Annotated in this window: 13 protein-coding genes; 8 read left to right on the top strand and 5 right to left on the bottom strand. The window is 71.6% G+C overall.

The features are described from left to right. Nucleotides 1-51 precede the first annotated feature (51 nt). Nucleotides 52-846, bottom strand: coding sequence for a phytanoyl-CoA dioxygenase family protein (locus ACZ4Z3_RS28055; RefSeq protein WP_468503620.1), 795 nt, complete (start codon nt 844-846; stop codon nt 52-54). Between the two features lie 64 nt (nt 847-910). Here ACZ4Z3_RS28055 and ACZ4Z3_RS28050 point away from each other — a divergent pair, with 64 nt between their 5' ends. Continuing rightward, complete coding sequence (locus ACZ4Z3_RS28050) at nt 911-1,828, top strand: helix-turn-helix domain-containing protein (RefSeq protein WP_468503619.1); 918 nt, start codon at nt 911-913, stop codon at nt 1,826-1,828. A gap of 57 nt (nt 1,829-1,885) precedes the next feature. On the opposite strand, the gene ACZ4Z3_RS28045 is transcribed toward ACZ4Z3_RS28050, so the two are convergent. Then, nucleotides 1,886-3,142, bottom strand: coding sequence for an SLC13 family permease (locus tag ACZ4Z3_RS28045; protein WP_468503618.1), 1,257 nt, complete (start codon nt 3,140-3,142; stop codon nt 1,886-1,888). A gap of 216 nt (nt 3,143-3,358) precedes the next feature. Beyond that, the gene (locus ACZ4Z3_RS28040; RefSeq protein WP_468503617.1) at nt 3,359-5,770 is read right to left on the bottom strand and encodes a SpoIIE family protein phosphatase; all 2,412 of its coding nucleotides are present in this window, start codon (nt 5,768-5,770) and stop codon (nt 3,359-3,361) included. A 427-nt stretch (nt 5,771-6,197) separates the two neighbouring features. Here ACZ4Z3_RS28040 and ACZ4Z3_RS28035 point away from each other — a divergent pair, with 427 nt between their 5' ends. The 4 genes from ACZ4Z3_RS28035 (at nt 6,198) to ACZ4Z3_RS28020 (ending at nt 11,581) form a co-directional block, all read left to right on the top strand. Beyond that, complete coding sequence (locus ACZ4Z3_RS28035) at nt 6,198-8,441, top strand: glycoside hydrolase family 9 protein (protein WP_468503616.1); 2,244 nt, start codon at nt 6,198-6,200, stop codon at nt 8,439-8,441. Nucleotides 8,442-8,570: 129 nt separating this feature from the next. Then, on the top strand, nt 8,571-8,819 hold the full coding sequence (locus ACZ4Z3_RS28030; RefSeq protein WP_468503615.1) for a hypothetical protein: 249 nt from the start codon (nt 8,571-8,573) through the stop codon (nt 8,817-8,819). 3 nt (nt 8,820-8,822) lie between these two features. Continuing rightward, nucleotides 8,823-9,200 (top strand): hypothetical protein, encoded by a 378-nt coding sequence (locus tag ACZ4Z3_RS28025; protein ID WP_055537770.1) that lies wholly within the window; start codon nt 8,823-8,825, stop codon nt 9,198-9,200. Between the two features lie 536 nt (nt 9,201-9,736). After that, nucleotides 9,737-11,581, top strand: a complete 1,845-nt coding sequence (locus ACZ4Z3_RS28020; RefSeq protein ID WP_468503614.1) for an RICIN domain-containing protein — start codon at nt 9,737-9,739, stop codon at nt 11,579-11,581. Nucleotides 11,582-11,974: 393 nt separating this feature from the next. Here ACZ4Z3_RS28020 and ACZ4Z3_RS28015 read toward each other — a convergent pair whose 3' ends face one another. Then, nucleotides 11,975-12,340 carry an amphi-Trp domain-containing protein gene (locus ACZ4Z3_RS28015; protein ID WP_468503613.1) on the bottom strand — a complete coding sequence of 122 codons (366 nt, stop codon included), beginning with the start codon at nt 12,338-12,340 and terminating at the stop codon, nt 11,975-11,977. A gap of 244 nt (nt 12,341-12,584) precedes the next feature. Here ACZ4Z3_RS28015 and ACZ4Z3_RS28010 point away from each other — a divergent pair, with 244 nt between their 5' ends. Both ACZ4Z3_RS28010 and ACZ4Z3_RS28005 read left to right on the top strand, forming a co-directional pair. Beyond that, a complete protein-coding gene (locus ACZ4Z3_RS28010) occupies nt 12,585-12,911 on the top strand; it encodes a carboxymuconolactone decarboxylase family protein (protein WP_468503612.1) in 327 nt (108 codons plus the stop codon). A 37-nt stretch (nt 12,912-12,948) separates the two neighbouring features. Continuing rightward, entirely contained in the window at nt 12,949-14,379 is a 1,431-nt protein-coding gene (locus ACZ4Z3_RS28005; protein WP_468503611.1) for a DUF2252 domain-containing protein, read from the top strand. 35 nt (nt 14,380-14,414) lie between these two features. On the opposite strand, the gene ACZ4Z3_RS28000 is transcribed toward ACZ4Z3_RS28005, so the two are convergent. Beyond that, the gene (locus ACZ4Z3_RS28000) at nt 14,415-15,584 is read right to left on the bottom strand and encodes a lactate 2-monooxygenase (protein WP_468503610.1); all 1,170 of its coding nucleotides are present in this window, start codon (nt 15,582-15,584) and stop codon (nt 14,415-14,417) included. Between the two features lie 488 nt (nt 15,585-16,072). Between ACZ4Z3_RS28000 and ACZ4Z3_RS27995 the strand changes: the two genes are divergently transcribed. Then, nucleotides 16,073-16,507, top strand: coding sequence for a protease inhibitor (locus ACZ4Z3_RS27995; protein ID WP_468503609.1), 435 nt, complete (start codon nt 16,073-16,075; stop codon nt 16,505-16,507). The last annotated feature ends 242 nt before the right edge of the window (nt 16,508-16,749 follow it).

The following is a 16,749-nucleotide window of genomic DNA, read 5'->3' as shown; positions in this document are numbered from 1 at the left end:
CCCCCCGCCCGCTGTACGGCGCCCGACGCCGACCCCCGGTGCCGGCGGAGATCAGTGGGCGCCCGACGGTTCGAACTCCGTGCCGCACGGGCCCGCGCCCTCGCTCTCCGCCAGCGCGACGGGCTCCCCGCTCATCGTCAGCGTCTCGTAGTACCGCCCGATGCGTTCGGTGGAGCGGCCGACGTAGTGGCCGATGAAGGAGCGCCGGAAGCGGTCGGTGGTGCGGTTGGGCTGTGAGCCGTGCACCAGACTGCCGTTGAAGAACAGCACGTCGCCCGGCGCCATGTCGACGGGCACGGGGGTCAGTCCGGGCGGCGGCGGAACGTACTCGCGGACGAAGGACAACTCCTCGTCGGCCTCCTCCGGGCAGAACAGGTCCATGCGGTGCGTCCCCGGCACGACCTCAAGGCCGCCGTTCTCCCGGTCGATCACATCGCAGGCGATCCACGCGGCCACACAGGTGCCCGGCTCCACCCGAAGGTAGAAGTTGTCCTGGTGCAGCGCCTGCCCCCGGGCACCCGGCGGCTTGAAGTAGAACATGCTCTGCGCGGCCAGGACCTCCTCCTCGAGCAGCTCCTCCAGGATCTCGCGCAGCCGCGCGTCGAGGAGCACCCGCAGCGACATGTCGTCGATGCGGTGCGGGTGCATCACCCGGGGGTGGGTGTGCAGCGGGTCGGCCGGTCCGTCGGCCGCCGGCGGGCGGGGCTGGAAGTGACCGGGGATCGGGCCGCCCGCCCGCAGCGCCGTGAACCGCTCGCACAGCTGACCGATCTCGACGGGGGAGAACAGGTCCCGCACCACCAGATAACCGTTCTCCTCGAAGTCGACCTTGCCTGTGGCTGCCATCCGAGCGCCCCTTCCCTTCGGTGTCCGATGTGCTTCACGCTAGGTCGAAGCGCCTTTCGGGAGGATGCCTGTGCGTGCTGACGACCTGTCCGAGACCGCTGCGCCCGCGGATCCGTCGCCGCCGCCGGGCCAGGTGATCATCGGCCGTTTCGACCAGCGCCCGCCCTACGCCGTCAACCGGCCGGACGGCGCCGACAGCTGGCTGTTCACCTGGACCACGGGCGGCGGGGGAGTCCTCCGCCAGGGCGCGGCCGGGACGCTCGCGCACCCGGGCGACCTGGTCGTCCTCGGGCCCGGCGTGCCCCATCACTACGCGGTCGCACCCGGCGCCGGGCACTGGGGGTTCTGGTGGGTGCACTGCCAGCCGAGGGCGTCCTGGGCGGCGTGGCTGCGGCCGTACGAGATCGGCGACCGGGTGTACGCCGTCACCCCGGCGCCCGACGGCAGCCGCGACCGCGTCGACACCGCCTTCCGCCGGATGCTCGCCGACGCCCGCTGGACGGGGGAGGGCACACCCCCGCCGCCCGACGGCGCCCCGGCGGACGGCGAGGTCGCCGTGGCGCACGGCACCGCGGCCCGCGAACTCGCCCTGTGCTCGCTGGAGGAGATCGTGCTGCTCACCGCGGCCCGCGCGGAACCCCACCGGTCCGACGCCGATCCGAGGGTCCGGCGCGCGCAGGACCTGATCACCGCGGACCCCGGCGCCCCGCACACCGTCCGTTCCCTCGCCGAGCGGGTCGCGCTCTCCCCGTCGCGGTTCGCCCACCTGTTCACCGAGCAGGTCGGCCACTCCCCGATGCGCGCGCTGCTGCACGCCCGCCTGTTGCATGCCGCGCGGCTCCTGGAGGCGACCGAACTGCCCGTGGAGCGGGTGGCCAGGGCCTCCGGGTTCGGCAGCCCGTTCCACTTCAGCCGGGTGTTCCGGCAGCGCTACGGGCTGCCGCCGGGCGCGTACCGGCAGACGCTCAGGGACGGCGGCTGAGCGGCGACCGGCCGCGTCGGACTCTTCGGTCCGGCCGCCGGCGCCGCACGAGCCCGGTCAGCCTCCGAACACGCGCAGCGACAGCCACAGCGCCACCACGGCCGAACCCAGTGCCGCCGGGACGGTGAGGAGCCCCAGCCGGGTGAACTCGCGGAGGTCCACGTCGTGGTCGTGGTGGTGCACGATGCGCCGCCACAGCAGGGTCGCCAGCGACCCGGCGTAGGTGAGGTTGGGGCCGATGTTGACGCCGAGGAGGACGGCGAGGACCGCGCCCGTGCCGAGCGGCGCCGCCAGCGGCACCAGGACGAGGACGGCCGGCAGGTTGTTGATGACGTTGGCGATCAGCGCGGCCAGCGCGGCGACACCCAGCAGGGCCAGAAGGCCCGAACCGGACGGCATCACCCGGCCCAGCGCGTCGGCGAGGCCGTTGTCGACCACCGCCCGCACCACGATGCCGAGCGCCAGCACGAACGCCAGGAACGGCAGCGAGATCGATCGGAAGAGGGCCACCGGAGTGGTGCTGCGCCGCACCAGCGCCCGCACCGACAGCACCAGCGCACCGGCCAGCGCCGCCCACGCGGGCTCGATGCCGAGCGCCGACGTCACCACGAACCCGGCGAGCGTGCACACGACGGTGACCAGCGCGAACATCGGCATCCGCGGCCGCTCGACGGTCTCCTCCACCGGCGTCGCCATACCCAGGTCGTCCGCGAAGAACCGCCGGAACACCACGTACTCGGCGGCCACCGCCACCGCCCAGGGCGCCGCCATCAGCAGCGCGAACCGGGTGAAGGTGAGACCGCTCGCGGTGAACGCCAGCAGGTTGGTCAGGTTGGAGACGGGCAGCAGCAGCGACGCCGTGTTCGACAGGTGCGCGGTCGCGTACACATGCGGCTTGGGGCGGGCGCCCAGCCGGGCGACGGTCGCGAACACCACCGGCGTGAGCAGCACGATCGTCGCGTCCAGGCTCAGTACCGCCGTGATCCCGGAGGCCAGCACGAACGTCGAGCCCAGCAGCCGCTGGGGGCGCCCCGCCGAGGCCCGCGCCATCCAGGCTCCGCACGCCTTGAACAGCCCCTCGTCGTCGCACAGCTTGGCCAGCACGAGCACGGCCGCGAGGAACCCGAGCACCGGTCCGAGCAGTTCGGCCTCGTCCCGCGCGTGGTCCAGGGAGACGGCGCCCGTGGCGACCGCGATCCCGGCCGCCGGTACGGCGACGACGGCCTCCGGCAGCCCGAACGGCCGGGCGACCGCGGCGCCGAGTACCACGATGAGGAGGAAGACGGAGAGGACCTCGGCGAGGGCGGTGTTCACAAAAGGACTTTCGGGACTTCGGCGGCACGGCGACTGACGAACATTACCGCCGTGAACGAGCGCGCGACGAACGGGCGTACGGCTTCCACGGGCGTTCCGGGACGCGGGCCGGGCGGCTGCTCCGGCGGAAAGGCGCAGGTCGGACGCGTCCGTTTCCTCCGGTCGCGCCGGATCCTCAGGGGACCGACGTCACGCCGGATCCTCATGGGACCGACGTCACTCCTCCGACAGGGTCATCTCCGCCCAGATCGTCTTGCCCTCCTCGGTGTGCCGGCTGCCCCACCGCTGAGTGAGCTGGGCGACCAGCAGCAGTCCGCGGCCGCCCTCGTCGAAGGTCTTCGCCCGGCGCAGGTGCGGGGCGGTGCCACTGCCGTCGGAGACCTCGCAGATGAGGGTGGTCTCGTCGTGGATCAGCCGCAGCTGGATCGGTGGGGCGCCGTGCCGGATGGCGTTGGTGACCAGCTCGCTCACCACCAGCTCCGCCGTGAACGCGGCCTCGCTGATGCCCCACAGCGCCATCTGCGTGAGCACGTACTGCCGGGTGCGGGCGACGAACGCCGGGTCGGCGGGGATCGACCAGGTCGCGACCTGGGTGGGCCGCAGCCCTCTCGTGCGGGCCAGGAGCAGCGCCACGTCGTCGGGGGCGCCGCCCGCGGGGAGCAGCGACTGGACGACCTCACGGCAGATATCGTCCAGCGGCCCCTTGCGGCCGGAGAGCGCGTCGGCGAGCAGTTCCTGGCCGGCGTCGATGTCGCGGTCCCGGGTCTCGATCAGCCCGTCGGTGTAGAGGGCGATGACGGTGCCCTCGGGCAGTTCGAGTTCGGCGGACTCGAAGGGCAGTCCGCCGAGGCCCAGCGGCTGCCCCGACGGCACGTGCACCTCCATCGGCCGCCCGTCCGGGTCCAGCACCACCGGCGGGGGATGGCCGGCGCGGGCGAAGGTGCAGCGCCGGGTCACCGGGTCGTAGACGACGTACAGACAGGTGGCGCCCACCTCACCGGTGACGCCCTCGCTGCCGGCCTCCTCGGAGAGCCGGACGACGAGGTCGTCGAGGTGGGTCAGCAGTTCGTCCGGGGCGAGGTCGACGTCGGCGAGGGTGCGGACGGCGGTGCGCAGCCGGCCCATGGTGGCGGAGGCCTGGACGCCGTGTCCGACGACGTCGCCGACGACCATGGCGACCCGCATCCCTGACATCGGGATCACGTCGAACCAGTCGCCGCCGACCCCGGCCTGCGCGGCCGGGAGGTACCGCGAGGCGGCCTCCAGGGCCGGCATGCGGGGCAGGGTCTGGGGGAGGAGACTGCGCTGGAGGGCGAGGGCCGTCTCCCGCTCGCGGGAGTAGCGGCGGGCGTTGTCGATGCAGACGGCCGCCCGTGCCGTGACCTCCTCGGCCAGCAGCTCGTCGTCCTGGGTGAACGGGTCGAGGCGTTTGAAGCGGGTCAGGACGGCCACGCCGAGCGTCGTGCCGCGGGCCCGGATCGGCACCGACATGGTGGTGTGGACGCCCAGTTCCTTGACCCGCGCGCTGCGTATCGGGTCCCAGGCGAGCCAGTCCACGAGCGTGTTGGCGGGGTCGGTCGCGACGATCGTGTGGCCCACCGACAGTGAGGCCGCCTGTGGTGAGGTGGCCGGGTAGACGTCGGTCCGGCCGAGCTCGACGACGGCTTCGGGGCTGCCGGGGGTGATCGACTGGTGGGCGGTGCGGCGCAGGGTGAAGGGCGCGGACAGCGGGCCCTCGTGCGGTTCGTCCCCGTGGTCCAGGGACTCCATGAGGTCGACGCTGACGAAGTCGGCGAGGGCCGGGACGCACACGTCGGCCAGCTCCTGGGCGGTGCGCCGGACATCGAGGGTGGTGCCGATGCGGATGCTCGCCTCGTTCACCAGCTGGAGCCGCTGACGGGCCAGGTACTGCTCGGTGATGTCGTGCCCGGTGACGCAGACCCCGATCGGCCGGCCGGTGTCGTCGCACAGCGGGGCGATCGCCGCCGACCAGGCGTGGGCGCGGTTCTCGTCGGCGGCCCGGAGGAAGGTCTGCACGTCCTTGCGTCGGCCGAGGGCGAGGACCTCGCGCAGGTGCTCCTCCAGCTTCTCGCCCTGTCGGCCGCCCACGATCTCCGACATGTGCAGTCCCCGGAGCTTCCTCTCGGGGATGCCCACGGCGTCGGCCATCACGTCGTTGATGCCGCGCAGCCGCAGCCGGTCGTCGAACACCGCCATGGCGCACGGGGACTGGACCATGACCGCCGCGGCCAGCGGATCGTCGCGGACCAGCGGGCCGGGGTCGTCCAACGGGCACAGAACCAGCCAGCCGCCGCTGCCGTCCCCGTCCTTCGGCCCGCACTGGTGGGCGAGGAGCCACACCGTCACCGTGTGTCCGTCGCGGTGACGCAGCGCGAGCGTGCCGCTCCAGCTGAGGCTGCCCGGCGGGGGCGGCAGACAGGACGCCTCCGGGGCCAGCAGCTCGGCGGCGGGTCGTCCGACGACGTCCGCCGCGGACCGGCCCAGCAGACGCTCGGCCCCCTCGTTCCACTCGACGACGCGGCCGTCGCCGTCCAGGACCGCCCGCGCGGTGGCGGCACCGTCCAGGGCATACGCAGTGTCACCGTGCGTTACCTTGCGGGTCCTCATCGTCGCGAGTTCCATTCCGCCGTACCGAACGGGCTTACGGGTGAATTCAAGCCTATGTGCTCTGCTGCGAAAGGGGGCTCGAAACCGCATTCTGCGGGGGTCGTCGCGCCGGTACGGGCGTGAGTGACGCGCGGGACACCTGGCGCCCCTGAGGCACTTCGCCCGATTCTGTTGGATCGCGATCGATTGTGATGGCTCGTGGGCCCCTCGGCGACGGGAGCCCCCACAGCACCAGGGCGACAGGACGGAACGGCCGGCTCCGCCCCGGTGGATCCGGTCGTTCCGCTCCCGGTCGGAAAACCCGTCCCGTCCGGACCGTTGACGGGCTGTCATGTCTCGAACAGCATTGGCCATCGTCCGCATCTGGGAGCGCTCCCACGCCTCGTGTCACCGCTGTGCGCCCCCACCTCCCCCGAGGAGCCCAGACGTGAAACGACGTAGAACCACCCTGCTCGCCCTGACGACCCTGCTCGCGGCCGCACTGACCGCGCTGCCCGCCGGGTCCGCCCAGGCCGAGGAGGTCGAACAGGTCAAGAACGGCACGTTCGACACCACCACCGCCCCGTGGTGGACCACCGGCAACGTCACCGCCGCCCTCACCGACGGCCGCCTGTGCGCCGAGATCCCCGGTGGCACCGCCAACCGCTGGGACGCCGCCGTCGGCCAGAACGACATCACCCTGGTCAAGGGCGAGTCCTACCGGTTCAGCTTCTCCGCCTCCGGCGTGCCCCAGGGCAAGGTCCTGCGGGCGATCGTCGGCCTCCAGGCCGCGCCGTACGACACCTACTTCGAGGTGAGCCCGCAGCTGAACGTCTCGGGCGACCGTTACTCGTACACCTTCACCTCACCCGTCGACACCCCCCAGGCCCAGGTCGGCTTCCAGGTGGGCGGCAACGCCGACCCCTTCACCTTCTGCATGGACGACGTGTCCCTGCTCGGCGGGGTGCCGCCGGAGGTCTACGAGCCCGACACCGGACCACGGGTACGCGTCAACCAGGTCGCCTATCTGCCCGCCGGGCCGAAGAACGCCACCCTCGTCACCGAGGCCACCGCCAAACTGCCGTGGCAACTCAAGAACGCCTCGGGTTCCGTGGTCGCCCGCGGCTCCACCCGCCCGCGCGGCGTGGACGCCTCCTCCGGGCAGAACGTCCACTCCGTCGACTTCGGCTCCTACCGCAAGCGCGGCACCGGCTTCACGCTGGTCGTCGACGGCGAGACCAGCCGCCCCTTCGACATCGACCCGAGCGCCTACCGAAAGCTCCGGCTCGACTCGCTGAAGTACTACTACACCCAGCGCAGCGGCATCGCGATCCGCGACGAACTGCGCCCCGGCTACGGCCGCGCCGCCGGACACCTCAACGCCGCCCCCAACAAGGGCGACGACGACGTGCCCTGCCAGCCCGGCGTCTGCGACTACACCCTCGACGTCACCGGCGGCTGGTACGACGCCGGCGACCACGGAAAGTACGTCGTCAACGGCGGCATCTCCACCTGGGAGGTGCTGAGCACGTACGAGCGCTCCCTGTACGCCCGCACCGGGCGGACCCACAAGCTGGGCGACGGTTCGCTGGACATCCCCGAGAGCGGCAACAAGGTCCCCGACCTGCTCGACGAGGTCCGCTGGGAGCTGGACTTCCTGCTGAAGATGCAGGTGCCGCAGGGCAAGCCGCTCGCGGGCATGGCCCACCACAAGATCCACGACGAGCAGTGGACCGGTCTGCCGCTGATGCCGGCCGACGACCCGCAGAAGCGTGAACTGCACCCGCCGAGCACGGCGGCCACCCTGAACCTCGCGGCCACCGCCGCCCAGGCGGCCCGCCTCTACCGCCCCTTCGACCGTGCCTACGCGGCGAAGAACCTCGCCGCCGCCCGCACCGCCTGGGAGGCCGCCCGGGCGCATCCCGAGATGTACGCCTCCGAGAGCGACGGCACGGGTGGCGGCGCCTACGCCGACAACAACGTCGCCGACGAGTTCTACTGGGCGGCCGCCCAGCTCTACCTCACCACCGGCGAGAAGAAGTACGCGGACTTCGTCCTCGGCTCACCGGTGCACACGGCCGACATCTTCGGGCCCATCGGCTTCGACTGGGCGAGGACGGCCGCCGCCGGGCGCCTCGACCTCGCGCTCGTACCGAACAAGCTGCCCGGCCGGGACAAGGTCCGCCAGTCCGTGATCAAGGGCGCCGACCGCTACCTGGCGACGCTCCAGGACCACCCGTACGGCCTGCCGTACGCCCCCGACAAGAACCTCTACGACTGGGGCTCCAACCACCAGATCCTCAACAACGCGGTCGTCATCGCCTCCGCGTACGACCTCACCGGGGCGTCGAAGTACCGCGAGGGCGCGCTCCAGAGCATGGACTACCTCTTCGGCCGCAACGCCCTCAACATCTCGTACGTCACCGGATACGGCGAGGTCAACGCCCACAACCAGCACGCCCGGTGGTACGCCCACCAGCTGGACCCGACCCAGCCGAACCCGCCCGCGGGCACCCTCGCGGGCGGTGCCAACTCGGGGATCCAGGACCCCTTCGCGCAGGGGAAACTCCAGGGCTGCGTCGGTCAGTTCTGCTACATCGACGACATCCAGTCCTGGTCGACCAACGAGCACACGATCAACTGGAACGCCGCGCTGGCCCGCATGGCCTCGTTCGTGGCGGACCAGACCTGAGCTCCTGATCCGTCCCGGGCGGCCGGCACCCCAGCCAGGGGCGTCGGCCGCACCCTTTTCGGTACCGCATGAAACTTGCGTTGACCTGGGAATATTTACGGGTAAGTACCCGAGCGGTACCGTTGGCGCATGCCAGCTCTGAATGTGGAGTTCAGCGACCGCGAGCTAGAGGACCTGCGGCAGATCGCCAAGGAACGCGGTACGTCGATGAAGGCGCTCGTGCGGGAGGCGGCCGCGGCCGACATCGTGCGCCACCGGGCGCTGAAGGAGGGGGCCGAGGCCTTCCGGCGGTTCTTCACCGCGCACGCCGACGAGTTCGCCGCCGCCTTTCCCGACGACGAACCCGTCTCGCGCACCGTCGAGGGACGGGCCGTCTGACCGATGGCTCCCGTCATCCACATCGACGTGCCCTGGCTGCTCCAACGGCACGAAGAGGTCCTCCCCGAGCAGCCCACGATCAACGACTTCTCCGCCCTCGTGGCCGCCGTGGCCAGGCATCGGGTCGACCCGCCACGCCTCGGGGTCGACTCGGACCCGGCCTGGCGGGCCGCCGCGCTGCTGCACACCCTGGCGGTGCTCAAGCCCCTGCCGGCCGCCAACGCGCGGTTCGCCTGCGCCACGGCCGTCGCGTACATGTTCGTCAGCGGTGTCGGTATCAACCCGCCCTACGGGGCCCTCGTGGACCTCGCCCGCGATCTGATCTCCGGGAAGACGGATGTCTACGGGGCGGCGGACTGCCTCCGCTCCTGGCAGATCTGACGCGGAACGCCGGGGCCGCCGACCGAGGGCGGGAGGAACAAGGTCGGCGGCCCGTTTCGCGCGGGAGAGCCGCCGTTCCGCGCGTGGCCCAAGCGAGTCGGCCGTTTTCAGTCAACAACCAGCCCGCCTCGTACCGGGAGAGTGCGTAGGCCATCGAGGCGTGCGCGCGGTTCACACGGGGCGCTTGGACCAGGAATCCACCAGGGAACCGGAAGGGTTCGTTCTGCGAATCGGAGTGCTGTGTTCCGGTCATCTGACCTGCTTTTAGTGATGCAGATGTTGTCCAAGTGCCTTGTTAGCCACGAGTAACTTGTGCAAGGGTGACCTTCCTGCGCATGGGTAAGGGCCCGGCCTGAAAGGCCAATTGGTTTTTCGGGCCACCGAAGAGTCCGAAAGGGCTCGAGGTCGACGGCCATCGTGCGGCTCAGTCCCCGGCCGCTTTCCCGGCGCCCGCCAAAAGGTACGCACCAATCCAGGGCCCTTTTCGGCGGTCACAACTCCGTGTGCCATCTTGTGCCTTGGAAGGAACCCGCTCTGTGCACACCCCCCACCCTCCCCGCCCTGCCTTCGCGCCCGCGCCGGGACCGGTCCCCGGGGAGTCCGACGAGACTCTCGCCGCCCGGCTGCGAGGCTGGCCGGAAGGCGGCACCGGCGATCCCGCCGCCCTGTTGATGGCACGGCACTGGCAGCCGACGTACGACTACGCCGTCATCTGCCTCGCCTCGGGGTCCAGTGTCGCCTCGATGGTCACCGCGACGGCCTTCCACCGGGTGTTCGACGGGTTGATGCGGGGCGAGTCGGGTGTCGCGTTGCGGCCCAGGCTGCTTGTGGCCGCGCGGGACACCGTCAAGGAGTGGTCCGCCGAGGAAGGTGTCTCCGGCGTTCTGCCGGACCTGCGCAAGCCTGCCGGAGGCCGCGGTATGCGGGCGGCGAAGTCCATGACGCCCGAAAATCGCAAGCTCGTCGAGCGGTCTTTCCAGGCTCTCCCGGCCGTCGCCCAGTGTCTGTTGTGGCACACCGAGGTAGAAGCCGAAACGATAACCATACCCACCGGTCTGCTGGGGCTGGACGCCGACAGCGCGACGGCCACACTGGAGCAGGCGCGCGAGAAATTCCGCGAGGGCTGTGTGCGCGCCCACCGGGAACTCGCACCCTCCAAGGACTGCCGCTTCTACAACCGCCTGCTGGACGTGCCGATTCGCCGCGGCGGCGCCCTGCTCCCCGATGTGCAGCAGCATCTGCTGGAGTGCCGCTACTGCCGTTACGCGGCGGAACAGCTCAGTCATTTCGAGGGCGGACTCGGCGGGGTCATCGCCGAGGCCGTGCTCGGCTGGGGCGCGCGGCGTTATCTCGACTCCCGGCCCGGCCGGGCGCCGTTCAAGGGGAACTCGAGACGTTCGGGTGGCGGTGGCAAGCACCGTCTGCTCTCCCAGATCCCCGCCCAGCGCCGCCGGATCACCGCCGGGGCACGCTCCCCCCGGGCCCTGCTCACCGTCGGCGTCTCCTCCGGCGCGGTGCTCGCCGCCATCCTCGGTGCCGCCCTGCTGTCCGACGACGGCAGCGGTGCGGACCCCGCCGCGTCCACCAGCGCGGGCGCCGGTGTCGCCACGGCGCCCGACACCGGCGACGAGAGCGGCACCAGCGCCTCGCCGACGCCGCCCGCGAAGGCCGGCCGCCCCACGGCACCCCAGCAGACCCGGCTGCGCAACCAGGCCGCAGACCTGTGCCTCGACATCCAGGGCGGCAAGGCGGTGAAGGGCGCCTCCACGGAACTCGCCGTGTGCTCCTCCGACTGGACCCAGAAGTGGTCCTACGAGAAGGACGGGCTGCTGCGCAGTGTCGCCAATCCGGAGCTGTGCCTGGACTCCCAGGTGGACGCCGGTGTCGTCGTGCTCGGCACCTGCGCCGACGAGGACTCCAGGCGCGGCGAGGACGTGCGCTACGACTTCAGCGCGCAGGGGGAGTTGCTGCCCCGGTGGGGTGAGGGGCTGGCCGTCGCCCCGACGGAGACCGAGGCCAAGGCCGATGTCGTGGTGAAGGGCCGGGACAACTCCACCACCCAGCGCTGGCTCACCGACGGCGTCACCGCCAGCCCCGAGTCGCTCTCCGTCTCCGGCTCCGAGGCGCCCACCGCCGAGACCGAGCCGGTCACGAAGGAGCCGGAGGCGAAGGAGAAGGCGCCGACGCCGGATGCGCGGAAGCCGGACGAGCCCGAGCCCGGCGTCTCCCCGGACGCCGAGCAGAACGGCTCGATCATGTCCATCGGCGACGACACCCCGACCGATTCGGAAGCGAACTCCGACACCCCGCCCGCCCTCACCACACTGCGCCTGCCGAAGCCGCCGACCCTGCCGAACCTGCTGCCGGGGGGCGCCTCGTAGGAAGGGGAGGCGCGACGCGTGGCTGTGACCAGCGTGTTCGGTCATGCCCGGGGCGCCGCATCCGCGGCGCCGGTGACGCGGGTGAGCAGGCCGACGACACGGGCGATCATCCGGCTGGTCGGCCACCCCCGCGTTGCCGTGCCAACGGCCGCCGCCCGTGCCGCCGACGCGCAACCGGGGCGCGGGCGGCACCGAGGCGGCGGCCGGCGCGGCCGTCCCCCACAGGCCGACGCCCCCAAAAGCCCTGCGTGACATGCGAATCGAGGTCATGCCCTCACACTGCCGGACGGCCACCCGCCCAGGCATCGGGGGCCGCCCCGGAGAGATCCCCGATCACACCCTGACCCACCCCGCACACGGATGACCTGCCTGACACGGACGCGTTCGCCCGGCTCAGGAGGCCTTCGCGGGGGACCGCTTCGTCGTTCTGGGCTTGCTCGGGCCGCCTCGGGCGGACTTGGCGGGTGTGCTCCTGCGGGGCGTCGGCTTGTCCGGGGCCGGATTCGCCGCTTCGCTCGATGCCGTGCGGCTGCCCGCCGTCCGCCACTTCAACTCGATCTCCAGCTCGACCTCGCCGTCGCCGATCTCGACCTCGATCTCGCTGCGGAGGTCGTCGGGGATCCGCAGGCTCAGCGTGCCGGGGGTGAGATCGATGTCGGCCTCCCCGCCCTCCCGCAGGGCCTCGGCCAGCGCCTTGAGTTGGTCGGCCGCCTCACGACGTGACAGCGAGCGCTTCTGCTCGAACTTGAGGTCCTTCATGGAGGTCTCCCATCCCTCACCCAACGGGTGGACAGTGACCATTCTGCTGCCATGGGCGACAACGGACATCCGAGACATCCGCATGGCTCCCGCCGAAACGGCCGCACCACCGGGCCCACCAGCCCATCCCGTGCGCGCGGCCCGGACCCGCTCTACCGTTGAGGGAAGTCCCGAGCTCGCGGAACCCGGAGCCCCTCCCTCCTGTCTTCCCCCCGGCTCGCACCTCACCTGGAGGGCATTAGACATGTCCACTGCATCTGAAACCCCGGTTCTGGACACCCTCGCCGCCATGACGGTCGACTCGTTGGAGCGGTGCGGGCTGCCCCCGGACATGCTGATCCTCACGCGGATCGCGGCACTCGCCGCGTCGGACGCCCCGCCCATCTCCTATGTGGCGCACATCGACCCGGCCCTGCGGTCCGGTCTGACCGCCGAGCAGCTCCAGGACGTACTGGTCGCCATCGCGCCCATCGTCGGTACCGCCCGCGTCATGACGGCGGCGGGGAACATCTCCACCGCCCTCGGCATCGCCATCGCCGTCGCCGAGGCCGGGATCGAGCCCCGGGGCTGACCGTACGGGCCGCAGCACCACAGGCAGGAGGGGCTCGATGTCCCAGAACGCGACCACGGCGATGCGCGTGGCACCCCACGCCACACCCGAGGAACGCGCGGCCCTCGGCAAAGCGGCGCGCCGCCGCTCGCCGCGGTCGGGCCACGCCGTGTACAAGCCGTCCCCCCACCGGCCGGACCCGCTGTCGATCCTGGAGACGCAGTCCGCGGCCCGGGTGCCCGAACTGGTCCCGATCCGCTACGGCCGGATGATGGAGTCCCCGTTCCGCTTCTACCGGGGCGCCGCCGCGATCATGGCCTCCGACCTGGTCGGCAGCCCGACTTCGGGTCTCACGGCGCAACTGTGCGGGGACGCGCACATGCTGAACTTCCGGCTGCTGGCCTCGCCGGAGAGACAGCTGATGTTCGACATCAACGACTTCGACGAGACGCTGCCGGGCCCCTGGGAGTGGGACGTCAAGCGGCTCTCGGCCAGTCTCGTCATCGCGGGCCGGGCCAACGGGTTCGACGACGCCCAGCGCGCCCGTATCGTGCGGGCCACCGTCCGTCAGTACCGCGAGTCGATGAACCGCTTCGCGGAGGCGGGCAACCTCGACGTCTGGTACGCGAAGGTCGGCGCGGACGTCCTCGAAACCCTCGCCGCGGGCCGGCTGGGCAAGCGCAGCCAACGGAATCTGAGCCAGGCCCTGGCCAAGGCTCGTACCCGCGACAGTCTTCAGGTGTTCGACAAGCTCACCGAGACGGTCGACGGCCGGCCCAGGATCGCGGCGGACCCCCCGCTGCTCATCCCGGTCTCCGATCTGCTGCCGGACATCGAGCGCGCCGGTCTCGAACGCCAATTCAGGGGTCTGCTGGAGCGGTACGCCAGGACCCTGTCGTCCGACCGGCGCTCGCTCCTCGCGGACTACCGGCTCGTCGACGTCGCCCGCAAGGTCGTCGGCGTCGGCAGCGTGGGCACCCGGTGCTGGATCTTCCTCCTGCTCGGCCGGGACGGCCGGGACCCCCTCTTCCTCCAGGCCAAGGAGGCCGACGCGTCCGTCCTCGCCCCGCACGTCGGCGCGAGCAAGTACGCCAACCAGGGCGAGCGGGTCGTCGCGGGCCAGCGGCTGATGCAGGCCACCAGCGACATCTTCCTCGGCTGGGAACGGGTGGACGGGTTCGACGGCAAGCAGCGCGACTTCTACGTCCGTCAACTGCGTGACTGGAAGGGCATCGCCATGCCGGAGCGGATGCGGCCGAAGGACATGCGGGCGTTCGGCGCGCTGTGCGGGTTCACCCTGGCGCGTGCGCACGCCCGGTCCGGCGACCGGATCGCGATCGCCGCGTACCTGGGCGGCGGTGAGTCGTTCGACCGGGCCCTCGCCACCTTCGCGGAGGCCTACGCCGACCAGAACGAGCGCGACCACCAGGCCCTGACCCGGGCCGTACGCGCGGGCCGGCTTCCCGCGCGGGAGTTGCAGGCCGCCTGATCCACCCCTGCCCCCTTCGCCCCGCCGCCGTGTCGTCACGCCGGGGCGGTGGCCAGGCAGTCCCGGTCGACGGTCGCGGGCGTCCGGTGTCCTGAGAGAGCCAGGGTGAGGTCGAACTCGGCCAGCAGGGAACGGACGACGTGCTCGACACCGGTCCGGCCGTCGAGGGCGAGACCGTATACGTAAGGACGGCCCACGAGGACGGCCCGGGCGCCCAGCGCCAGCGCTTTGAAGATGTCGTCGCCGGTGCGGACACCGCTGTCGAAGAGGACGGTCAGCCGGTCCCCGACCGCCTCGGCCACCCCGGGCAGCGCGTCCGCGGCGCCGATGGAGCCGGCCACCTGACGGCCGCCGTGGTTGGACACGACCACACCGTCCATCCCGGCTTCGACGGCGAGCCGGGCGTCGTCGGGATGCAGAACGCCCTTGAGGACGATCGGCCCGTCCCAGTGCTCCCGCAGGAACGCGAGGTCGGGCCAGGTCTTGCCCGGATCCCCGAACATGCCCACGAAGTGCAGCACGGCCGCGTCGGGGTCCTCGTGCACCGGCTTGGCGAGCCCCGCCCGGAACGCCGGGTCGGAGAAGTAGTTGGCGGTGCCGACGCCGTGCAGGAACGGCAGATACGCCCGCTCCAGGTCCCGTGGCCGCCAGCCGAGCATCGGTGTGTCCAGGGTGACGACCAGCACCGAGAACCCGGTGGCCCTGGCCCGCGCGAGGAAGCTCCGGGTGACCTCGCGGTCCTTCGCCCAGTACAGCTGGAACCAGCGCTCCGCGTCGCCCATCACCTCCGCTATCTCCTCCATGGGTGTGCTGGACGCCGAGGACAGGATGTACGGCACGCCCTGAGCCGCGGCGGCCCGGGCGGCGGCGGACTCCGCGTCGGGGTGGACGATCGACAGCACCCCGACCGGGGCGAGGGCCAGGGGCGCGGGCAGGGTGCGGCCCAGGGCCTCGACGGTGAGGTCCCGTTCCCGTACGTCCCGCAGCAGCCGGGGCACGATCCGGTGGCGGTCCAGGGCCGCGCGGTTGGCGCGAGCGGTGCTGCCGTCGCCCGCGCTGCCCGCCACATAGCCGACGGGGCCGGCACCGAGACGGTGCTCGGCGAGTTCCTCCAGCCGGGTGAGGTCGGTGGGCAGCCGCGGCACGGCCCCCGCCATCCCGTTCAGATAGATCTCGTACTGGAAATCCGCCCAGTGCTTTGCCATCCGCGCCGTCCCGCCTCTCGTCGTCGAGCACGCCCGCCGACGATCCTGACGAGTCGGTCCGCCGCCGTCCACCACCGGGACGCGGTGCGCCACTTCACCGCCGCTCCCGCCACCCTCGTCCCCCGCGTCCCGACATGAACTCCAGCGGTCTCACGGGGGTCTCGCGAAGGTCTCACGGGAGTCGATCCGGGATTAGTCACGGCGGCAAGCGGAATGTTTCAGGCCGATTGCCGAGCCGTGGAGATCCAGCCATCTGTGATCAACGGACGATCAAGAGCCGCTCAGAATCGGGGTTTGCTTGTTCGAATTCCGTGACTTCACGCCACTACTTCAACACTCAAAGTTACTGAAACCCATGGGGTCGATGTGTGTTCCGGCCTCGGACCCGGCAGAGTGGCGCACGCCGAACCGGCACCGATCGGGCGGCTTCGTCCACGTGACAGGTGAGACGAAACCGCCGGCAATCCAAGAGCGGAAGGATGCACACAATGCCGAACACCGCGCGATGGGCAGCGACTCTCACCCTGACGGCCACCGCCGTCTGCGGCCCCTTCGCGGGCTCCGCGCTGGCCGCCCCGCAGCCCGGCACGTCCGGGCTGTACGCGCCCTCAGCGATGGTTCTGACCACCGGCCACGGTGAGGACGCCGCGGTCGCCACCCCTGAGCGCGCGGTCACCCTGACCTGCGCGCCGCGCCCCTCCGGAACCCACCCGGCCGCCGCCCAGGCGTGCGCCGAACTCCGGGCGAGCGACGGGGACTTCAGCGCCCTCAACGGTACGACCGGGGCGTTCTGCACCAAGCAGTACGACCCCGTGGTCGTCACCGTCCAGGGCGTCTGGCAGGGCAAGCGCGTCGCGTACGAGCGTGTCTTCTCCAATGATTGCGTGAAGAACTCCGCGACGTCGGTCCTGTTCGCCTTCTAGGGCGACGGTGCCGTTCCCCTTCCGGAGGGGATCCCGAGACCGGGGTCGTGTGGTTCCGCGAGTGATGAGCGAGGGCCCGTAACTGGGGAGTGCGTGCCCTGTCGTGGTGTGCCACGCGATCCCGTCCGGGGGTCGGCCAGGCGGAGTGGGGCCGCCGGCCGACCCCCGGCATCTTGTGTCCGGGGCTGATTCTCGGGGCCTGATTCTCCGTGGGGCCGATCATGTGGGGCCGATCGTCCGGG

This window comes from Streptomyces sp. NPDC030296 (assembly GCF_055572815.1).
This window is presented reverse-complemented; position numbering and strand designations above follow the sequence as displayed.